This is a genomic window from Streptomyces sp. NPDC050674 (genome assembly GCF_040654575.1).
Taxonomy (GTDB): Bacteria; Actinomycetota; Actinomycetes; order Streptomycetales; family Streptomycetaceae; genus Streptomyces.
The window spans coordinates 65,463-85,754 of record NZ_JBFAIG010000011.1 but is presented as its reverse complement, the minus strand read 5'-3'; the positions used below and the strand labels follow the sequence as shown (position 1 = coordinate 85,754).

Here is a 20,292-nt window from a genome sequence, read left to right as displayed (position 1 = left end):
TCACATATTGTGATCTTGCTCGCGAATCGTGCTGGGACGATAAATCGACTCGAGTCCCGCGGCAACGGGGCACACCGCCCGATTCGCCCGCCTCGCGCACGCCGCGCGGCGAACCTGCATCCGTTGTGCCCAGCTCCCCGCCCGGTAATCCGCCGGGCCGGGCGTCCCAGGATCCGAACACCTATACCGCGCCATTCGTGTCATCAAACCCATTTCGCACCCCGCCCGGCCCCTTCCCGGCCCCTTCCCGGCCGCCGTCCCGAAAACGGGTCGGCCGCGCTCCGCCCGGCGCCGTACACTGGGCGGAGCGAAAAGCGTGGATGGGGACGAGTAGCGGCGTAGGCAGCCCAGAGCGACCCGGGGACGGTGGAAGCCCGGGGGCCAGCGCGACGTGAAGATCACCCCGGAGCCGCCGGAAGAACGCCGCAGCCGCGAGGCAGCGGCCAGTAGACCCGGCATCGCGACCCCAATGAGGGGGCTCACCGGTGCACACCCCGTGCCGGAGGGCCAAGGAGGGTGGTACCGCGGGAGCGCGCCGAAGGCGGCGCAGGCAGACGTAGCTCTCGTCCCTCCGGACGGAAGGCAGCAAGTCCGCCGGAGGAAGCCCGCTGATGACATCGCCGACGTATCGCCAGGTACCCGCCCAGGTCGACCTGCCCGCCCTCGAGCACGCCGTGCTCGACTTCTGGCGCGAGCAGAAGATCTTCGCCAAGAGCCTGGAGCAGTCCGAGGGACGCCCCGAGTGGGTGTTCTACGAGGGCCCGCCCACCGCCAACGGCATGCCCGGCGCCCACCACATCGAGGCCCGCGTCTTCAAGGACGTCTTCCCCCGGTTCCGCACCATGCGCGGCTACCACGTCGCCCGCAAGGCCGGCTGGGACTGCCACGGCCTCCCGGTGGAGCTCGCCGTCGAGAAGGAGCTCGGCTTCTCCGGCAAGCAGGACATCGAGGCGTACGGCATCGCGGCCTTCAACGACAAGTGCCGTGAGTCGGTGACCCGGCACACGGACGCCTTCGAAGAGCTCACGACCCGCATGGGCTACTGGACCGACCTCCAGGACCCGTACCGCACGATGGACCCCGAGTACATCGAGTCGGTCTGGTGGTCGCTGAAGGAGATCTTCAACAAGGGCCTGCTGGTCCAGGACCACCGCGTCGCCCCCTGGTGCCCCCGCTGCGGCACGGGCCTGTCCGACCACGAGCTGGCGCAGGGCTACGAGACGGTCGTCGACCCCTCGGTCTTCGTCCGCTTCCCGCTCACCTCCGGCCCGCTCGCCGGCGAGGCCGCCCTCCTGGTGTGGACGACGACCCCGTGGACCCTGGTGTCCAACACCGCCGTCGCCGCCCACCCCGAGGTCACCTACGTCGTCGCGACCGACGGTGAGGAAAAGCTCGTCGTCGCCGAGCCGCTGCTCGCCAAGGCCCTCGGCGAGGGCTGGGAGACCACCGGCCAGACCTTCACCGGCGGCGAGATGGAGCGCTGGACCTACCAGCGTCCCTTCGAGCTGGTCGCGTTCCCAGAGCCGGCGCACTACGTCGTCAACGCCGAGTACGTCACCACCGAGGACGGCACCGGTCTGGTCCACCAGTCCCCCGCCTTCGGTGAGGACGACCTCAAGGTCTGCCGCTCCTACGGCCTGCCGGTGGTGAACCCGGTCCGCCCGGACGGCACCTTCGAGGAGGACGTCCCGCTCGTCGGCGGCGTCTTCTTCAAGAAGGCCGACGAGAAGCTCACCGCCGACCTCGACGGCCGCGGCCTGCTCTTCAAGCACATCCCGTACGAGCACAGCTACCCGCACTGCTGGCGCTGCCACACCGCGCTGCTCTACTACGCGCAGCCCTCCTGGTACATCCGCACCACGGCGCTCAAGGACCGTCTCCTGGCGGAGAACGAGGGCACCAACTGGTTCCCGGACACCGTGAAGAACGGCCGCTACGGCGACTGGCTGAACAACAACATCGACTGGGCGCTGTCCCGCAACCGCTACTGGGGCACCCCGCTGCCCATCTGGCGCTGCGAGGACGACCACCTCACCTGCGCCGGATCCCTCGCGGAGCTGACGGAGCTGACCGGCACCGACCAGTCGGGCCTCGACCCGCACCGCCCGTTCATCGACGAGGTCACCTTCGCCTGCCCGCAGGGCGGTTGCGGCAAGACGGCCACGCGCGTGCCCGAGGTGATCGACGCCTGGTACGACTCGGGCTCGATGCCGTTCGCGCAGTGGGGCTACCCGTACAAGAACAAGGAGCTCTTCGAGACCCGTTACCCGGCGCAGTTCATCTGCGAGGCCATCGACCAGACCCGCGGCTGGTTCTACACCCTGATGGCCGTCGGCACGCTGGTCTTCGACAAGTCCTCGTACGAGAACGTGGTCTGCCTCGGTCACATCCTCGCCGAGGACGGCCGCAAGATGTCCAAGCACCTGGGCAACACCCTGGAGCCGATCCCGCTCATGGACCGGCACGGCGCCGACGCGGTCCGCTGGTTCATGGCGGCCGGCGGCTCCCCGTGGGCGGCCCGCCGCGTGGGCCACGGCACGATCCAGGAGGTCGTCCGCAAGACGCTCCTCACGTACTGGAACACGGTGGCCTTCCAGGCCCTGTACGCCCGTACGACGGGCTGGGCCCCGTCCGGGGCCGACCCGGCCCCCGCCGACCGTCCGGTCCTGGACCGCTGGCTGCTGTCCGAACTGCACGCGCTCACCGACCAGGTCACCCAGGCCCTGGACACCTACGACACCCAGCGCGCCGGCAAGCTGCTGTCCGCCTTCGTCGACGACCTGTCCAACTGGTACGTGCGCCGTTCCCGTCGCCGCTTCTGGCAGGGCGACAAGGCGGCCCTGCGCACCCTGCACGAGGTCGTCGAGACCGTGACGCAGCTCATGGCCCCGCTGACCCCGTTCATCACCGAGCGGGTGTGGCAGGACCTGATCGTCCCGGTGACGCCGGGCGCTGTGGAGTCGGTCCACCTGTCGTCCTGGCCGGAGGCGGACCTCACCGCCATCGACCCGGAGCTGTCCAAGCAGATGGTGCTGGTGCGCCGCCTGGTGGAGCTGGGCCGTGCCACGCGCGCGGAGTCGGGCGTCAAGACGCGTCAGCCGCTGTCCCGCGCGCTGATCGCGGCGACCGGCTTCGAGACGCTGGACGCCGAACTGCGCACGCAGATCACGGAGGAGCTGAACGTCGAGTCCCTGGCGACGCTGAGCGAGGTCGGCGGCAGCCTGGTCGACACCACGGCGAAGGCCAACTTCCGCGCGCTCGGCAAGCGGTTCGGCAAGCGCGTCCAGGACGTGGCCAAGGCCGTCGCCCACGCGGACGCGGCCGCGCTGTCCCTGGCGCTGCGCGAGGGCACGGCCTCGGTCGAGGTCGACGGCGAGACCATCACGCTGGCTCCCGACGAGGTCATCATCACGGAGACCCCGCGCGAGGGCTGGTCGGTGGCGTCCGACGCGGGTGCGACGGTCGCCCTGGACCTGGAGATCACGGAGGAGCTGCGCCGTGCCGGTCTGGCCCGTGACGCGATCCGCCTGATCCAGGAGGCCCGCAAGAACAGCGGCCTCGACGTGGCCGACCGCATCGCGCTGCGCTGGACGGCCACGGACCGGGCCACGGCCGAGGCACTGACCGACCACGCCGGCCTGATCGCCGACGAGGTCCTCGCCACGGACTTCGCCCAGGGCGAGGCGGACGGCGGCTACGGCGAGCCGTTCACGGACGAGGGTCTGTCCCTGACGTTCCGCCTGCGCAAGGCGTAACCTCCCGGCCGGACAGCCCGAAGGCCCGGGCCCGCCAAAGATCTTGGCGGGCCCGGGCCTTCGGCGTTGCGTACGCACGAACACGATGGCGTACGCCCGAACACGGCTGCGCCGGACCCGCACGCACGCGCAAAAGGGCGAGGCCCCGGGTGGAACCCGGGGCCTCGCCCTGAACGCTGCCGACGTCTACGCCGTACTACTGGCCATCAGGCCGTCAGTTGTCGTCCTCGTCGATCAGGAAGCCCCGCATCGGCGAGGGCGCCTGACCCATCGGGGACGGGCCCTGCGGACGCACCGGCGCCATCGGCTGGGTCATCGCGGGCGACATCTGCTGCTGGCCGCCGTAGGACGGACCGGACGGCGAAGGGGCGCCGCCCATCGTCTGGTTGCCGCCGTAGGACGGGGCACTCGCGCCGGCCGGAGCCATGGAAGGCGCCGGGGACGGCGGGAGGGACGCGGTCGCCGGAGTGCGCGGCGGGGCCAGCGAGTCGTCCGCCTGGGTCTCCAGCTGACGCAGCTGCGACTCCAGGTACGACTTCAGGCGCGTGCGGTACTCGCGCTCGAAGCCGCGCAGGTCCTCGACCTTGCGCTCCAGCGTGGCGCGGGCGGACTCCAGGGAGCCCATCGCGACGCGGTGCTTCTCCTGCGCGTCCCGCTCCAGGGCGTCGGCCTTGGCACGGGCGTCACGCTCCAGACCCTCGGCACGCGAACGGGCCTCGCCGACGATCTTGTTGGCCTCGGAACGGGCCTCCGCGATCGCCTGGTCGGCGGTCTGCTGGGCCAGCGAGAGGACACGGGCGGCGCTGTCGCCGCCGGGACCCTGCTGACCGGGGCCGCCCATGGGGCCGCCCATCGGGCCGGGGCCGCCCATGGGGCCGCCCATCTGCTGCTGCATCGGGGGCTGGCCCATCGGACCCGGACCCTGGCCCATCGGGCCGGGACCCTGGGGTCCACCCTGACCGCCGGGACCGGCGGGCAGCTGCGGGGCACCGCTCGGCAGCTGGGGCGGACCACCCATGGGGCCACCCATCTGCTGCTGCGGCGGGCCCGATATGCCGGCGGGAACCGGTCCACCCGGACCTCGCATGCCCTGCTGCTGTTGCTGCTGCTGATCCTGCTGCTCCGGAGGCTTGCGCATGTTCTGCTGGTTCTGCGCAGCAGCGCGCGTGGCCGCGGCCAGTTTGGCGCGCAGGTCCTCGTTCTCACGGAGCAGGCGGGTCAGTTCGGCTTCGACCTCATCGAGGAAGGCATCGACCTCGTCCTCGTCATAGCCTTCTCGGAGGCGGACGGTCGTGAACTGCTTGTTCCGCACGTCCTCGGGGGTCAACGGCATCTCTTCACCTCAACGTAGTCGTCGGCATTCGGCAAGACCGTATCTGTCACATCGCTCACATCGCGTTCCGCACGAGCGTGATCAGGATGTAGACGATGATCATCAGTACGAAGAAGGACAGGTCGAGCGCCACGCCCCCGAGACGCAGCGGCGGAATGACCCGCCGCAGAAGCTTGAGCGGTGGATCGGTGACAGTGTAGGTGGCCTCCAGAACGACCACCATCGCCTTGCCGGGTTGCCACGAGCGGGCGAACTGGAAGACGTAGTCCATGACCAACCGGAAGATGAGCACGATGAGGAAGACCATCAGCGCGATGTAGAGAACTTGCAAGACCACGCTCATGACTGGTGCTTCCCTCTCCCCTGTTCCCTGGTCCGTGCTGCTGTATCCGGTGGTGCGTCTCAGCTCTGGTTGAAGAACCCGCCCTCTGCGATGCGGGCCTTGTCCTCCGCCGTGACATCGACGTTAGCAGGCGACAACAGGAACACCTTCTGCGTCACCCGCTCGATACTGCCGTGAAGACCAAACACCAGACCGGCCGCAAAGTCGACAAGTCGCTTCGCATCTGTGTCGTCCATCTCAGTCAGATTCATGATCACCGGGGTGCCTTCACGGAAGTGTTCCCCGATGGTACGGGCCTCGTTGTAGGTCCGTGGGTGAAGCGTGGTGATCCGGTAAGGCTCTCGTTCGGACACGACCTTGGGCATGATCACCGGTGCGTTCTTCTCCAGGTTTGCGCGTTCTTGTGTGATGGATGCCACGGGCGCGATACGCGCCGGGCGGCTGGATTCCGCGGGGAGCGAAGCGGAACGGGCGACCGGTTCGCGCGGCGCGGGCGGCTGTACGACTCGTACCTCTTCGTCCCTTTGGGGCTGATGTGAGACGTGCGGCTGGTGGGACGGCTCGTGCCGTCGGTGGTCCCGCTCGGGCTCCGGGTCCAGTTCGGGTTCGAAGTCGTCGTCGGGGTCGAATCCGCGGCCGTCGTACCCATCGTCCTCCACGAGGCCGAGGTAGACCGCCATCTTGCGCATCGCGCCGGCCATGCTCTGAGTCCTCCGCTCTGTGGTGGATCGGCTGACGACTGCCAAGTGCCCGCGATCCACGTGGTCCTTGAATCCGCCTATCGGCGGCAATGACCATATTTTCTGCTGTGGTCCGACTTCTTGGCGACGTTACCCGAGCCTGGGGCGGACTCCGAGTACCGCGCTGCCGACGCGTACATGTGTCGCTCCGGCCGTCACGGCCTGCTCGAGGTCCGTACTCATCCCTGCCGAGACCATGGTGGCAGCCGGATGACTCCGGCGCAGGTCGGTCGACAAATCCATCAACCGCTCGAAGGCGGCCTGTTGGCGACCCGCGTACTCCCCGGTGAGCGGCGCGACGGTCATCAGCCCGTCGAGCCGGAGCCCGGGCGCGCCGGCCACGAGATCGGCCAACTCCCCGATGCCGTCGGGCCCGGTGCCGCCGCGCTCGCCCCGGCCGCTGACCCCGGCGTCGAGTGCGACCTGGAGCAGGCACCCCAGTTCGCGCCCGGCCCGGACGGCCTCCTTCGACAGGGCGGCGACCAGCTTGGAACGATCGACGGACTGCACGAAATCCGCGTAATTGACCACAGATCGCACCTTGTTGGTCTGGAGTTGACCCACGAAGTGCCAGGTGAGGGGCAGATCCGAGCAGGCCTCGGCCTTGGGGGCCGCGTCCTGGTCGCGGTTCTCGGCGACGTGCCGCACGCCGAGTTCCGCGAGGATCCGCACGTCACTCGCCGGATAGGTCTTGGTGACCACGATCAGGGTCACCTCCTCGCGTGCCCGCCCCGCGGCCGCGCACGCGTCGGCGATACGCCGTTCCACCTTCGCCAGATTCCCGGCGAGTTCGTCCTTACGGTCCGTCATGCCCTATCAGTCCAGCCACACATAGCCCGCGAGCCGACCCGTGGTGCGGTCGCGGCGGTACGAGAAGTGGTCGCGCGATTCCAGCGTGCACACCGGCGACTGCTGACGGTCGCGCACCCCGAGCCGTTCGAGTTGGGCGTGCACTCCGGCGCTCACGTCGACCGCCGGTGTGCCCCAACCGGTCTCGGCGTACGCCGCCGGCTCGATGGCGGAGACCTCGGCGCGCATCGCCTCCGGCACTTCGTAACACCGGCCGCAGACGGTCGGCCCGGTGCGGGCGACGATCCGGGAGGGCTCGGCGCCCAGGTCGGTCATCGCGCGCACCGCGGCCGGGACGACCCCGGCGATCATGCCGGGCCGGCCCGCGTGAGCCGCGGCGGAGACACCGGCGACGGGGTCGGCGAGCAGCACCGGCACGCAGTCGGCGGTGAGCACGGCCAGGGCGAGGCCCCGGCGCGTGGTGACGATCGCGTCGACCGACGGGATTTCGGTCGACGATCCCCACGGTCCGTCCACCACCGCCACGTCGGCCCCGTGCACCTGGTTCATCCAGACCACCCGGTCCGGTTCGAGACCGAGGGACTTGGCGGCCAGGTCCCGGTTGGTGCGTACGGCGGCGGGGTCGTCGCCGACCGCTCCGCCGAGGTTGAGCTCCTCATACGGAGCGGCGCTCACCCCGCCCCACCGGTCGGTGAAGCCGAAGTGCGCGCCGCTCGCGCTTTCGCGCTGTCCTATCACGACTGAAGGATCACTTGAGGAAGTCCGGTACGTCCAGTTCCTCGGCCGCGCTGTCCGAGTAGGTCCGCGGCGCCGGCGGGACCGGCGGGGCGACCGGGATGTCCTTGACCGGCTCGGGCGCGGGCTCCGGGTCCTCCTTCGGGGTCACGCTGCCGAGCGAGCCGAAGGACGGGCGGCTCTCGGCCTGCCGGACCGGGACCGGCTCCTCGCGCTTGGCCGAGGACGAGCCGAGGACGTTGTCCCGCTTGGCGGGCGGCTGGCCGCCGTCGAAGCCGGCCGCGATCACGGTGACCCTGACCTCGTCGCCGAGGGCGTCGTCGATCACCGCACCGAAGATGATGTTGGCCTCGGGGTGGGCGGCCTCGCTCACCAGCTGGGCGGCCTCGTTGATCTCGAACAGGCCGAGGTCGGAGCCACCGGAGATGGAGAGCAGCACGCCACGGGCGCCGTCGATGGACGCCTCCAGCAGCGGCGAGGAGATCGCCATCTCGGCGGCGGCCACCGCGCGGTCGTCGCCGCGGGCCGAGCCGATGCCCATCAGGGCCGAGCCGGCCTCGGACATGACCGACTTGACGTCGGCGAAGTCGAGGTTGATGAGGCCCGGGGTGGTGATGAGGTCGGTGATGCCCTGGACACCGGAGAGCAGGACCTGGTCGGCCGACTTGAAGGCGTCCAGGACCGAGACCTGGCGGTCCGAGATGGACAGCAGCCGGTCGTTCGGGATGACGATGAGGGTGTCGACCTCTTCGCGGAGTTCGGCGATGCCGTCCTCGGCCTGGTTCGCGCGGCGCCGTCCCTCGAAGGTGAACGGGCGCGTGACCACGCCGATGGTGAGGGCGCCGAGCGAGCGGGCGATGTTGGCCACGACGGGCGCGCCGCCGGTGCCGGTGCCGCCGCCTTCACCGGCTGTCACGAAGACCATGTCGGCCCCCTTGAGGACCTCCTCGATCTCCTCGCGGTGGTCCTCGGCCGCCTTGCGGCCCACGGCCGGGTTGGCTCCGGCGCCGAGTCCGCGGGTGAGTTCACGGCCGACGTCCAGCTTGACGTCGGCGTCGCTCATCAACAGAGCTTGCGCGTCGGTGTTGATGGCGATGAACTCGACGCCCTTGAGACCGACCTCGATCATCCGGTTGATGGCATTGACACCACCGCCGCCGACACCGATGACTTTGATGACTGCGAGGTAGTTCTGCGGTGCTGCCACGTCGAAGGCCTCTCGCCTCGAGTTACGTGTCGACGGATCAGCGTGACGCCCTGCGCCCCGCGACCCGACGACTGATGCCGAATGGGACGGTCCGTATCGCCGACCCGAACCCTAACCCTGAAGTTTAGGGTTACCAGTGTGTCTGTTCCTTGGAGTCTTCTGAACAGGACACTAAGTCGACAAGTGGCGCACGTTCAACGAACACGCCGAACCTCCCGTTTTTCTTTTCACCCTATGTGATCAGCCGTAGCACTGCCCAACCAGGGTGCTGGCCTGCGCTGATGTGCGTCAACTCCCCGATGACGCGGGCGCGGTGGGGACACTCACATCGAAGTACCGCGCACCGGGCGAGGCTTTCATCAGAGCGGTGAGCGTACGGGCCTTCGCGGCGCCCTTCTCGCTGCTTCCCCAGACCACCGTGCGGCCGTCCCTCAACTCCAGCGAGATGTCGTCGTAGGAACGGGCCTTGACGGTCCGTGTGCCCCGTGCGACGGCGTCCGGAACCGCGCGGGCGACGCCGACCGCCTCGCGCACCAGCCGGGACTCGCCGAAGCGGCGCAGGCTCGCGGCGGCGGAGCTGGACCGGGAGAGCGTCAATTCCAGGGCGGGTACGCCTTTCGGCGCCCTGGAGACCGTGGCGAAACGGACACCTTCATCGTCCACTTCGACGAACTTTCCGCCCTTTTGGACAATCAGAACCGGAGTCCGCTCGACCACTTTCAGGTCGATTCCGTGAGGCCAGGAACGGACCACGTCAACCGCGTCAATTCGGGGCAATTTTCGGCGCAGTCGCGTCTCGATCGCATCGGTGTCGACGGAAATCAGCGGATCGCCCAGGGGCACCGCCGCGGCCGACTCCACCTGAGCCGGTGTCAGGACCCGGGTGCCGGAGACCGACACGTGCTCGGCGCGCAGCCAGTCGGAGCCATAGAACAGCCAGACACCCGGGATGCCGACGAAGACCAGGGCGAGGCCCAGGATGACGATCACCCGAAGGTGGCGCCGCCGCAGGCGCCTCGCGGGCGGCGGGCCGGACGACCTCTGCTGGCGTTCACCGCGCTCGGCGGTGGTCGATCCGGCCACGCTCCCCTGCCTTCCGTCATACAGTCCTATCGGTGTGCACGACTGGCGGCGATCGCCTCGTACACCATGCCGACGAGCAGGTCGTCGGCGTCCCGGCGGCCGAACTCGGCGGCGGCGCGGGACATCTGGTACAGCCGGTGCGGGTCGGCGAGCACGGGCAGGACGTTCTGCTGGACCCACTCGGGGGTCAGTTCCGCGTCGTCGACCAGCAGTCCACCGCCGGCCTTGACCACCGGCTGGGCGTTGAGCCGCTGTTCGCCGTTGCCGATGGGCAGCGGGACGTAGGCGGCCGGGAGCCCGACGGCGGAGAGTTCGGCGACGGTCATCGCGCCCGCGCGGCAGAGCATCATGTCGGCCGCGGCGTACGCGAGGTCCATCCGGTCCAGGTAACTTACCGGGATGTAGGGGGGCATCCCCGGCATCTGGTGGACCTGCGGCAGTTCGTTCTTCGGGCCGACCGCGTGCAGGATCTGGATGCCGGCCTGCTGGAGCCAGGGTGCGACCTGCTGAACGACCTCGTTCAGGCGCCGGGCGCCCTGCGAGCCGCCGGTGACCAGCAGCGTGGGCAGGTTCGGGTCGAGCCCGAACGCGGCCCGGGCCTCGGGGCGTACGGCGGCGCGGTCCAGGGTGGCGATGGAGCGGCGCAGCGGGATGCCGATGTAGCGGGCGCCCCGCAGCTTGCTGTCCGGCGTGGAGACGGCGACCTGGCTGGCGTACCGCGAGCCGATCTTGTTGGCCAGGCCCGGGCGGGCGTTGGCCTCGTGGATCACGATCGGCACGCCCAGGCGCTTGGCCGCGAGGTAGCCGGGCAGGGCCACGTAGCCGCCGAAGCCGACCACGGCGTCCGCCTTGGTGCGCTCCAGGATCTGCTCGGTCGCCTTGATGGTGCCGCGCAGTCTGCCCGGGACGGTGATCAGCTCGGGGGTGGGCTTGCGCGGCAAGGGTACGGCGGGGATCAGCGCGAGTTCGTACCCGCGCTCGGGTACGAGACGGGTCTCGAGGCCGCGCTCCGTGCCCAGGGCCGTGATGCCCACGCTCGGGTCCTGCCTGCGCAGGGCGTCCGCGAGGGCGAGCGCGGGCTCGATGTGGCCCGCGGTTCCTCCGCCGGCGAGTACGACATGCACCGAAATTCACCGCTCTCCGGACGAGCGTGCCGCCGAGGCACGCCGTCGCATCGTGTTCCATCTCCGGGGACTCCGACCGGAACCGGTGCCCCCCGCCCCCCGCTTTCTACCAAAGCGGGGTTGCCGCATCGCAAGCGCCATCCGCGCAGCGGGGTCCTCACGCGCGAAGGCGATCAGCAGCCCGATGGCGAACATGGTCGGCAGCAGGGCTGATCCTCCGTAGGAGAACAGCGGGAGGGGGACGCCGGCGATCGGCAGCAGACCGAGCACCGCACCGATGTTGATCACGGCCTGGGCCGTGATCCAGGTGGTCACGCCTCCCGCGGCATACCTGACGAAGGGGTCCTCCGTGCGTCCGGCCACGCGGATACCCGCATAGCCTAGAGCCGCGAAGAGGGCGAGCACCGACAGCGTCCCCGCCAAGCCCAGTTCCTCACCGGTGACGGCGAAGATGAAGTCGGTGTGGGCTTCGGGGAGTTGACCCCATTTCTCCACACTCGCACCCAGTCCGGAACCGAAGATCCCGCCCGAGGCGAGGGCGTAGATGCCGTGCACGGCCTGCCAGCAGTCGACGGGTCCCGACTGGGGTTCGGTGGCGCCCAGGCACTGCAGGCGGGCCATGCGGTTGGGACTGGTCTTGATGAGGATCAGCCCGAGCACGGCGGCGATCGACAGCACCCCCGCGAACAGCCGGGTGGGGGCGCCGGCCAGCCAGAGCAGGCCGAACAGGATGGCCGTGAGGATGATGGCGGTGCCCATGTCGCCGCCGATCATGATCAGACCGAGCAGCATGAACGCGGCCGGCACCAGGGGCACGAGCATGTGCTTCCACTGGTTCAGCAGCCTCTTGTCCTGCTTGCGGGCGAGCAGGTCGGCGCCCCACAGCACGAGGGCCAGCTTGCCGAACTCACTGGGCTGGATCTGGAAGGAGCCGCCGAGGGCGATCCAGTTCTGGTTGCCGTTGACCGACACTCCTATCCCGGGGACCTGCACCAGAGCCATGAGACAGACGGCGCCCGCGAGGATGGGGTAGGCGAGCGCCCGGTGCAGCTTCACCGGCATCCGCGAGGCGGCGAGCAGCAGACCGGTTCCGATGCCCGCCGCGAGCAACTGCTTGCGGAAGAAGTAGGAACCGGGCAGCGACATCTGCAGCGCGGTGATCTGGGAGGCCGAGTAGACCATCACCAGCCCCAGCACGGTGATCAGCGCACTGCCGCCCAGGATCAGGTAGTAGGCGGTCAGGGGCCGGTCCCAGCCCCTGCGCACGCGGGTGTAGAGGCCCAGGACGCCGTTCTCCCGCACGCGTCGTGGTGCGGCGGGGCGCCTCGGGGGGCGGGGGGTGGGGGGCCGTCCGGTGCGGCTGGTGGGCATCGCCGCTCACCCGGCCGTGCTCGCGGGGGACATGGCGCGGTGCACGCCCCCAGGCCGCTCGGGCACCAGCCGCTTCCGTGTCACGCGTCCCTCCCAGGTACGCCCGGCGCCGCCGCCGGGCGAGGCGGACCCGGGTCAGCCGTCGGCGGAGCCGAGCTCACGAACGGCGTCCGCGAAAGCGTCCCCGCGCTTGTTGTAGTTGGCGAACATGTCCATGGAGGCGCAGGCCGGGGCCAGCAGCACCGTGTCGCCCGGCTGAGCGAGCTTCCGCGCCTCCTGAACCGCCGCGCGCATCGCCCCAGTGTCGGTCCGGTCGAGGTCGACGACGGGTACCTGCGGGGCGTGTCGCGCCAGGGCTTCCCGGATGAGCGCGCGGTCGGCGCCGATCAGCACCGCACCGCGCAGCCGCTTCGCCGACTTGGCGACCAGTTCGTCGAAGGTCGCGCCCTTGGCGAGCCCGCCCGCGATCCACACGATCGACTCGTAGGCCGCCAACGAGGCTTCCGTGGCATGGGTGTTGGTCGCCTTGGAGTCATCGACCCAGGCGACGCCGTCCACGTCGGCGACGTGCGCGATGCGGTGGGCGTCCGGGGTGAACGCCCGCAGGCCGTCCCGTACGGCCTTGGCGGGCACGCCGTAGGCGCGGGCGAGGGCCGCCGCCGCGAGGGCGTTGGCGATGTTGTGCGGGGCCGGCGGGTTGACGTCGGCGACCTCGGCGAGCTCCTGGGCGTTCTTCTGCCGGTTCTCGACGAAGGCGCGGTCGACCAGGATGCCTTCCACCACGCCGAGTTGGGACGGGCCCGGGGTGCCGAGGGTGAAGCCGATGGCACGGCAGCCCTCCTCGACGTCGGCCTCGCGGACCAGGTTCTCGGTCGCCTCGTCGGCCACGTTGTAGACGCAGGCGACGCGATTGCCCTCGTAGATACGGCCCTTGTCGGCGGCGTACGCCTCCATGGAGCCGTGCCAGTCGAGGTGGTCCGGGGCGAGGTTGAGCACGGCCGCGGAGTGGGCGCGCAGGGAGGGCGCCCAGTGCAGCTGGTAGCTGGAGAGTTCCACGGCCAGGACGTCGTACTGCTCCTCGCCGAGGACCGCGTCCAGCAGGGAGACGCCGATGTTGCCGACGGCGGCGGTGCGCAGACCGGCCGCCTTGAGGATCGACGCGAGCATCTGGACGGTCGTCGTCTTGCCGTTGGTGCCCGTGACGGCGAGCCAGTCGGCGGCGCCGGGGCCGCGCAGGCGCCAGGCCAGTTCGACATCGCCCCAGACCGGGACGCCCGCCTGCTCGGCGGCCGCGAACAGCGGCTTGTCCGGCTTCCAGCCCGGCGCGGTGACGATCAGCTCGGTGCCCTCCGGCAGGGTGTCGCCGTCACCGAGGCGCACGGTGATGCCGAGCGCCTCCAGTTCGTCCGCCTGCGCCCGCGCGCGCTCGTCGGCGCCGTCGTTGACGACCGTGACGGTCGCGCCGAGGCCGTGCAGCACCTTGGCCGCCGGGACGCCGGAGACGCCGAGTCCGGCGACGGTGACGTGCTTGCCCTGGAAGTCGAAGGGCTCCGAGGAGGTCACTTGTCCGCTGCCCATCCTGCGTAGAAGAGGCCGAGTCCGACGATCACACAAATGCCCTGGATGATCCAGAAGCGGACCACGACGAGCACTTCGGACCAGCCCTTGAGTTCGAAGTGGTGCTGGAGTGGCGCCATCCGGAAGACACGCTTTCCGGTGAGGCGGAAGGAACCGACCTGGATCACCACGGACATGGTGATCAGGACGAAGAGGCCACCGAGGATGGCCATCAGCAGCTCGGTGCGCGAGCAGATCGCGAGGCCGGCGAGCACACCGCCGAGCGCCAGCGAACCGGTGTCACCCATGAAGATCTTGGCCGGCGAGGTGTTCCACCACAGGAAGCCCAGGCAGGCGCCCATCAGCGCCGAGGCGACCACGGCGAGGTCGAGGGGGTCCCGTACCTCGTAGCAGGCCCCGGGGTTGGTCAGGGTCTGCGCGTTGGCGCAGGACTCCTGGAACTGCCAGACGCCGATGAAGGTGTAGGCGCCGAAGACCAGCACCGAGGCGCCGGTGGCCAGACCGTCCAGACCGTCGGTGAGGTTCACGCCGTTGGACATGGCCAGGATCATGAACAGCGCCCAGACCACGAACAGCACGGGGCCGATCGTCCAGCCGAAGTCCGTGATGAACGACAGCTTCGTGGAGGCCGGGGTGTTGCCGCGGTTGTCCGCGAACTGCAGCGACAGCACCGCGAAGCCGATGCCGACGATCAGCTGGCCGGCCATCTTGGCCTTGGCGCGCAGGCCCAGCGAACGCCGCTTGACGATCTTGATGTAGTCGTCGAGGAAGCCGACCAGGCCCATGCCGACCATCAGGCCGAGCACCAGCAGGCCCGAGAAGGTCGGCGCCGCGTCGACGTCCGGGTCCAGATAGCCCGTGATCACCTTGGCCAGGAAGTACGCGGCGACCGTCGCCAGGATGAAGGCGATGCCGCCCATGGTCGGCGTACCGCGCTTGCTGGCGTGCTCGCGCGGGCCGTCGTCGCGGATGTACTGGCCGTAGCCCTTGCGCGCGAGCAGCTTGATCAGCAGCGGGGTGCCGACCAGCGTGAGGAAGAGACCAATGACTCCTGCGAACAGGATCTGCTTCATCATCGGGCGGAAACCTCACCCTCGGCACCGGTCTCGAGCAGCGCCTGGGCAACGCTCTCGAGCCCGACCGAACGGGACGCCTTCACGAGCACGACGTCCCCCGGGCGCAACTCGCTGCGCAACAGGTCGACCGCCGCCTGTGCGTCGGACACGTGCACCGACTCCTCACCCCACGAACCCTCGTTATATGCGCCCAGTTGCAGCCAGGCGGCTTCCCTGCCACCGACCGCGACGAGCTTGCTGACGTTGAGCCGGACGGCGAGCCGTCCGACCGCGTCGTGCTCGGCGAGAGCCTCGTCCCCGAGCTCGGCCATCTTGCCGAGCACCGCCCACGTACGACGCCCCTTGCCGATGGCCGCGAGCGCGCGCAGCGCCGCCTTCATGGACTCGGGGTTCGCGTTGTAGGCGTCGTTGACGACCGTCACGCCGTCCGGGCGCTCGGTGACCTCCATCCGCCAGCGGGAGAGGGAGCCCGCCTCGGAGAGCGCGAGGGCGATCTCGTCTGCGGACATGCCCAACTCGTGGGCGACGGCGGCCGCGGCGAGCGCGTTCGACACGTGGTGCTCACCGTACAGGCGCATGGTCACATCGCTTGCACCGGAGGGTGTGTGAAGCCTGAACGCGGGCTGTCCGGTGTCCGTGAGTCGCACGTTCTCGGCGGACACGTCCGCTTCGCCGGACTCTCCGAAAAAGAGCACCTTCGCCTTCGTACGGGAGGCCATGGCGCGGACGTAGGGGTCGTCCGCGTTGAGGATCGCGGTGCCGCCGTCGGCCTCGGACGGCAGCGCCTCGACCAGCTCGCCCTTGGCCTGGGCGATCTGCTCGCGGCCGCCGAACTCGCCGATGTGGGCGGATCCGACGTTGAGCACGAGGCCGATCTTCGGCGGGGTCAGTTCCGTGAGGTGGCGGATGTGCCCGATGCCGCGGGCGCCCATCTCCAGGACGAGGAACCTCGTCTCCTCGGTGGCGCTGAGCGCGGTCAGCGGCAGCCCGATCTCGTTGTTGAGCGAGCCGGGCGTGAACACCGTCGGCGCCTTGCGCCGGAGCACCTGGGCGATGAGGTCCTTGGTGCTGGTCTTGCCCGCCGAGCCGGTGAGGGCGACGAGGGTGGCGCCGAGACGGCGTACGACGTGCGTGGCGAGGGCGCCGAGGGCGCTCTGGACGTCGTCCACGACGATCGCGGGCACGCCGACCGGCCGGGTGCCGAGCACGGCCGCCGCGCCGGCCTCGACGACCGCCGCCGCGAAGTCGTGGCCGTCCACGCGCTCGCCGGCGAAGGCGACGAAGAGGCTGCCGGGCACCGCCTCCCGGGAGTCCCGGACGACCGGGCCGGTGACCTGGACGGACGGATCCGGTATGTCGTGCGTCTGCCCGCCGACGACTTCTGCGATCTCGGCGAGGGAGAGGGCGATCACAAGTTCATCCCCTGGGTCTTCTGGATTTTCATCCCTGGGTCTTCTGGATGGCTTCGCGGAGCACCTGGCGGTCGTCGAAGGGACGGACCACCCCGGCGATGTCCTGGCCCTGCTCGTGGCCCTTGCCCGCGACCAGCACGGTGTCGCCGGGCTCGGCACGGGCGACGGCGGCGGCGATCGCGGCGGCCCGGTCCTCGAAGACCTGCACCTCGCCGCGTTCGTGCGCCGGGACGGACGCCGCGCCCCGGAGCATCGTGGCGAGGATCGCGAGGGGGTCCTCACCGCGGGGGTTGTCGGAGGTCAGCACGGCCGTGTCGGCCAGCCGTGCCGCGGCGGCGCCCATCGGCTCGCGCTTGGTCCTGTCCCGGTCGCCGCCGCAGCCGAGGACGATGTGCAGCCGGCCCTCGGTGACCTTGCGCAGGGCGCGCAGCACCGACTCCACGGCGTCGGTCTTGTGCGCGTAGTCGACGACCGCGAGGTAGGGCTGCCCGGCGTCCACGCGCTCCAGGCGGCCCGGGACGCCCGGGACGGCGGCGACGCCGTCGGCGGCGGCCTGCGGGTCGAGACCGGCGACGGCGAGGGCCACGATCGCGGCCAGGGTGTTGGCCACGTTGAACGGCCCGGGCAGCGGCGACTTGGCGTCGATCCGCTCGCCCTTGGGGCCGACGACCGTGAACGTCGAGTCCAGCCGGCCGATCTGGACGTCCTCGGCGCGCCAGTCGGCGTCCGGGTGGCCCTCGGCGGAGTAGGTGACGACCGGGACGGTCGCTTCCTTCGCCAGCCTGCGGCCGTACTCGTCGTCGACGTTGACCACGCCGAGTTTGCCGCGTTCCGGCGTGAACAGCTGCGCCTTGGCCCGGAAGTAGTCCTCCATGTCGGAGTGGAACTCCATGTGTTCCGGGCTGAGGTTGGTGAAGACGCCGATGTCGAAGACACAGCCGTCGACCCGGCCGAGGACCAGGGCGTGGCTGGAGACCTCCATGGCGACCGCGTCCACACCGCGTTCGCGCATGACGGCGAACAGGGCCTGGAGGTCGGTGGCTTCGGGGGTGGTGCGCTCGGACTTGATGCGCTCGTCGCCGATGCGCATCTCGACCGTGCCGATCAGGCCGGTGGACCTGACCGTCTTCAGGCCGCCCTCGACGAGGTAGGCGGTGGTGGTCTTGCCGGAGGTGCCGGTGATGCCGATCTGGAGCAGATCCCGGCCGGGGTGGCCGTAGATCGTGGCGGCCAGTTCGCCCATCCGGCCGCGCGGGTCGTCGACGACCAGGACCGGCAGTCCGGACGCGGCGGCGCGCTCGGCGCCCGTCGGGTCGGTCAGCACGGCGGCGGCGCCCAGGCCCGCGGCCTGGTTGACGAAGTCGGCGCCGTGCAGCCGGGCACCCGGGAGGGCGGCGTACAGGTCGCCGGGACGCACGGCGCGTGAGTCATGGGTGATGCCCGTGACCTCGGCGGTGCTCTGCGGCGCGGAAGCACCCAGCTGGTCGGCGAGTTCCGCGAGGGGTGTGGCGGAGACCTGCACCGGCCTGGGCGGCCCGGGGTATGTCACGGGATGGCCCTTCTGGGTGGTTTGGGACTGATCAGCGTGTGGCACGGCGGTGAGCGTACCGGGCGTACCCGCCTCCGGGCGAAGTGAGGGGCCGGCGCTGCTCTGGTTCCCGGGCTCGGGGGTGATCGTTGTCACGGAGACGGTCCTGGTGGCTCGGTGGGGCGGGGTGCTGATCAGGCCGGGTCGGCGCTGGTCACTGCTTGAAGGAGACGGGCAGCTTCGCGGGCTTGGCGCCGGTCGGCGGGACCTGGAGGGACTTCAGTGCGAACTCCATGACCTTCTTGTAGACGGGTCCGCAGATCTGCCCGCCGAAGTAGCTGCCCTGGGTGGCGTTCTGGATGGCGCAGTAGACGGTGACGCGCGGCTTGTCGGCGGGTGCGAACCCGGCGAACGACGAGGTGTAGCCGTGGTACTTGCCGGTGGCCGGATCCACGCGGTTGGCGGTGCCCGTCTTGCCCGCGACGCGGTACCCGGGGATGCGCGCCTTGGTGCCGGTGCCCTCCTCGTCGTCCACGACGGACTCCAGCATCTGGGCGAGGGTCTTCGCGGTCTTGGCGCTGACGACCCGGTTCTTCGCGGGCTTCGGAGCCGGGGTGAAGCGCCCGTCGGGGCCCTTGGTGCCGCGCACGAGGGTGGGTTCGACGCGGACGCCGCCGTTGGCGATGGTCGAGTACACGGAGGCCGCCTGCATGGCGTTGAGGGAGACGCCCTGGCCGAAAGGGATCGTGTACTGCTGCGAGGTCGACCACTTGTCGGGCGGGGCGAGGATGCCCTTGGTCTCGCCGGGGAAGCCGAGTCCGGTGTAGCTGCCGAGGCCGAACTCGCGCAGGTAGTCGTAGAGGACCTTGTTGGCCTGGGCCTGGGTCTTTCCGAGCTGCCCGGTGGCGAGGATGGTGCCGATGTTGCTGGACTTGGCGAGGACGCCGTTGAGCGTCAGGTACCAGGTCGGGTGGTCGATGTCGTCCTTGAAGAGCCGGTCGCCGCGGTGCAGCCGGTTGGGCACGACCACGTGGGTCCCGGGTGTGGCGACGTTCTGCTGGAGGACGGCCGCCATCGACATGACCTTGGCGGTGGAGCCGGGCTCGAAGGCGTCCTGGAGGGCGGCGTTGCCCAGGGCGGCCGGGTCGGCGTCGGAGAGGTCGTTCGGGTCGAAGCCGGGTGAGTTGGCCATGGCCAGGATCTGCCCGGTGCGGGTGTCCTGGACGATGACGTAGCCGCGGTCTGCCGCCGACTCCTTCACCTGGTCGCTGATGGCGTTCTGGGCGGCCCACTGGATGTCGCGGTCGATGGTGAGCTCGACGTCGCTGCCGGGGACGGCGGGCGTCTCGGTGGAGCCCGCGGTGGGCACGAGACGGCCACCGGACTGGGCATAGCGGATCTTGCCGTCCTTGCCGGCGAGCTGCTTGTTGAGCTGGAGTTCGATGCCGCCGCCGGGTTTGCCCTCGGCGTTGACCCAGCCCAGTATCCCGGCCGCGAGGTCGCCGTTGGGGTACACGCGCTTGCTGGTGGCGACCGAGAAGACACCCGAGAGGACGTTGCGCGCGGACTTGTCCGTCTCGGCCTTCTTGGCGAGCGCCGACTTGAGGTCCTTGATCTGCTTCCAGACCTGCGGGGTCTGGCGTGAGGCCAGTTTGACGTAGCGCAGGGCCGGGTTCTTCGGCCGCAGCTTCTGGACCAGGGCGTCCTGCTCCTGGCCGAGGATGGGCGCGAGGAGTGCCGCCGCCTGTTCGGGGCCGTCGGCGATCTTCAGCTGGCCGGGGGCGAACATCGTGGGGTCGGCGGTGATGTCGTAGGCGTCCTCGCTGGTCGCGAGGGCCACGCCGGACCGGTCGGTGATCTCGCCCCGGTCGGCGGCGAGGATCTGCCCGACATAGCGGTTCTGCTCGGCCTTGGCCGCGTAGGTGCTGGCGTCGACGGCCTGCACCTGGAACAGCCGTACAACGAAGGCGGTGAGGACCAGGGTCAGCGCGAGGCCGACCAGCCGCAGGCGGGGGCGGGGGCTGCCGAGCCGCAGCGGCTTGGGTGCCCCCGGGCGGCCCTGCCCCGGCCGCCGGGCGGCGGGACGGGCACCGGGGCCGGGACGCGCACCGGGGCCGGGACGGCGCCGGGCGTCGGGGCGGGCGGGCCTTGCGGGGCCGGGCACCCGGCGGCGTGGCGGTTCCCTGTCGGACACTTC

15 protein-coding genes are annotated in these 20,292 nt (G+C 70.3%); 1 reads left to right on the top strand and 14 read right to left on the bottom strand.

Going from position 1 to position 20,292, the window contains the following annotated elements; genetic code table 11:
• Positions 1–611 precede the first annotated feature (611 nt).
• Positions 612–3,755 (top strand): isoleucine--tRNA ligase, encoded by a 3,144-nt coding sequence (gene ileS / locus AB0I06_RS19610; protein WP_363120080.1) that lies wholly within the window; start codon positions 612–614, stop codon positions 3,753–3,755.
• Between the two features lie 214 nt (positions 3,756–3,969).
• Here the strand turns inward: ileS and AB0I06_RS19605 are convergent, their stop codons facing one another.
• The 14 genes from AB0I06_RS19605 to AB0I06_RS19540 all read right to left on the bottom strand — a co-directional run bounded on the left by AB0I06_RS19605 (position 3,970) and on the right by AB0I06_RS19540 (position 20,289).
• Entirely contained in the window at positions 3,970–5,088 is a 1,119-nt protein-coding gene (locus AB0I06_RS19605; RefSeq protein ID WP_363120079.1) for a DivIVA domain-containing protein, read from the bottom strand.
• A 55-nt stretch (positions 5,089–5,143) separates the two neighbouring features.
• Entirely contained in the window at positions 5,144–5,431 is a 288-nt protein-coding gene (locus AB0I06_RS19600) for a YggT family protein (RefSeq protein ID WP_033312669.1), read from the bottom strand.
• A gap of 59 nt (positions 5,432–5,490) precedes the next feature.
• Positions 5,491–6,132: a cell division protein SepF gene (sepF, locus tag AB0I06_RS19595; protein WP_363120078.1), complete on the bottom strand. Its 642-nt coding sequence runs from the start codon at positions 6,130–6,132 to the stop codon at positions 5,491–5,493.
• Between the two features lie 129 nt (positions 6,133–6,261).
• The gene (locus tag AB0I06_RS19590; protein ID WP_363120077.1) at positions 6,262–6,981 is read right to left on the bottom strand and encodes a YggS family pyridoxal phosphate-dependent enzyme; all 720 of its coding nucleotides are present in this window, start codon (positions 6,979–6,981) and stop codon (positions 6,262–6,264) included.
• Between the two features lie 6 nt (positions 6,982–6,987).
• Positions 6,988–7,719 carry a peptidoglycan editing factor PgeF gene (gene pgeF / locus AB0I06_RS19585; RefSeq protein ID WP_363120076.1) on the bottom strand — a complete coding sequence of 244 codons (732 nt, stop codon included), beginning with the start codon at positions 7,717–7,719 and terminating at the stop codon, positions 6,988–6,990.
• A 10-nt stretch (positions 7,720–7,729) separates the two neighbouring features.
• On the bottom strand, positions 7,730–8,923 hold the full coding sequence (gene ftsZ, locus AB0I06_RS19580; RefSeq protein ID WP_363120075.1) for a cell division protein FtsZ: 1,194 nt from the start codon (positions 8,921–8,923) through the stop codon (positions 7,730–7,732).
• Positions 8,924–9,211: 288 nt separating this feature from the next.
• Entirely contained in the window at positions 9,212–10,006 is a 795-nt protein-coding gene (locus AB0I06_RS19575) for an FtsQ-type POTRA domain-containing protein (RefSeq protein ID WP_363120074.1), read from the bottom strand.
• 26 nt (positions 10,007–10,032) lie between these two features.
• Positions 10,033–11,130, bottom strand: coding sequence for an undecaprenyldiphospho-muramoylpentapeptide beta-N-acetylglucosaminyltransferase (murG, locus tag AB0I06_RS19570; protein WP_030848223.1), 1,098 nt, complete (start codon positions 11,128–11,130; stop codon positions 10,033–10,035).
• Between the two features lie 6 nt (positions 11,131–11,136).
• On the bottom strand, positions 11,137–12,501 hold the full coding sequence (gene ftsW, locus AB0I06_RS19565) for a putative lipid II flippase FtsW (protein ID WP_363120073.1): 1,365 nt from the start codon (positions 12,499–12,501) through the stop codon (positions 11,137–11,139).
• Positions 12,502–12,636: 135 nt separating this feature from the next.
• Positions 12,637–14,079, bottom strand: a complete 1,443-nt coding sequence (gene murD / locus AB0I06_RS19560; protein ID WP_363120072.1) for a UDP-N-acetylmuramoyl-L-alanine--D-glutamate ligase — start codon at positions 14,077–14,079, stop codon at positions 12,637–12,639.
• Complete coding sequence (gene mraY / locus AB0I06_RS19555) at positions 14,061–15,152, bottom strand: phospho-N-acetylmuramoyl-pentapeptide-transferase (protein WP_037670865.1); 1,092 nt, start codon at positions 15,150–15,152, stop codon at positions 14,061–14,063. Before mraY ends, murD begins: the two co-directional genes overlap by 19 nt.
• Positions 15,152–16,567, bottom strand: coding sequence for a UDP-N-acetylmuramoyl-tripeptide--D-alanyl-D-alanine ligase (gene murF / locus AB0I06_RS19550; RefSeq protein WP_363120071.1), 1,416 nt, complete (start codon positions 16,565–16,567; stop codon positions 15,152–15,154). Before murF ends, mraY begins: the two co-directional genes overlap by 1 nt.
• A gap of 28 nt (positions 16,568–16,595) precedes the next feature.
• Positions 16,596–18,116, bottom strand: a complete 1,521-nt coding sequence (locus AB0I06_RS19545; RefSeq protein ID WP_363120070.1) for a UDP-N-acetylmuramoyl-L-alanyl-D-glutamate--2,6-diaminopimelate ligase — start codon at positions 18,114–18,116, stop codon at positions 16,596–16,598.
• 193 nt (positions 18,117–18,309) lie between these two features.
• Positions 18,310–20,289 carry a penicillin-binding protein 2 gene (locus tag AB0I06_RS19540; RefSeq protein ID WP_363120069.1) on the bottom strand — a complete coding sequence of 660 codons (1,980 nt, stop codon included), beginning with the start codon at positions 20,287–20,289 and terminating at the stop codon, positions 18,310–18,312.
• Positions 20,290–20,292 lie beyond the last annotated feature (3 nt).

What these genes read in the sequence shown, in the direction of transcription:
- ileS (WP_363120080.1), top strand. Translation starts at nt 612, where the DNA reads ATGACATCGCCGACGTATCGCCAGGTACCCGCCCAGGTCGACCTGCCC.
- AB0I06_RS19605 (WP_363120079.1), bottom strand. Translation starts at nt 5,088, where the DNA reads ATGCCGTTGACCCCCGAGGACGTGCGGAACAAGCAGTTCACGACCGTC.
- AB0I06_RS19600 (WP_033312669.1), bottom strand. Translation starts at nt 5,431, where the DNA reads ATGAGCGTGGTCTTGCAAGTTCTCTACATCGCGCTGATGGTCTTCCTC.
- sepF (WP_363120078.1), bottom strand. Translation starts at nt 6,132, where the DNA reads ATGGCCGGCGCGATGCGCAAGATGGCGGTCTACCTCGGCCTCGTGGAG.
- AB0I06_RS19590 (WP_363120077.1), bottom strand. Translation starts at nt 6,981, where the DNA reads ATGACGGACCGTAAGGACGAACTCGCCGGGAATCTGGCGAAGGTGGAA.
- ftsW (WP_363120073.1), bottom strand. Translation starts at nt 12,501, where the DNA reads ATGCCCACCAGCCGCACCGGACGGCCCCCCACCCCCCGCCCCCCGAGG.
- murD (WP_363120072.1), bottom strand. Translation starts at nt 14,079, where the DNA reads ATGGGCAGCGGACAAGTGACCTCCTCGGAGCCCTTCGACTTCCAGGGC.
- mraY (WP_037670865.1), bottom strand. Translation starts at nt 15,152, where the DNA reads ATGAAGCAGATCCTGTTCGCAGGAGTCATTGGTCTCTTCCTCACGCTG.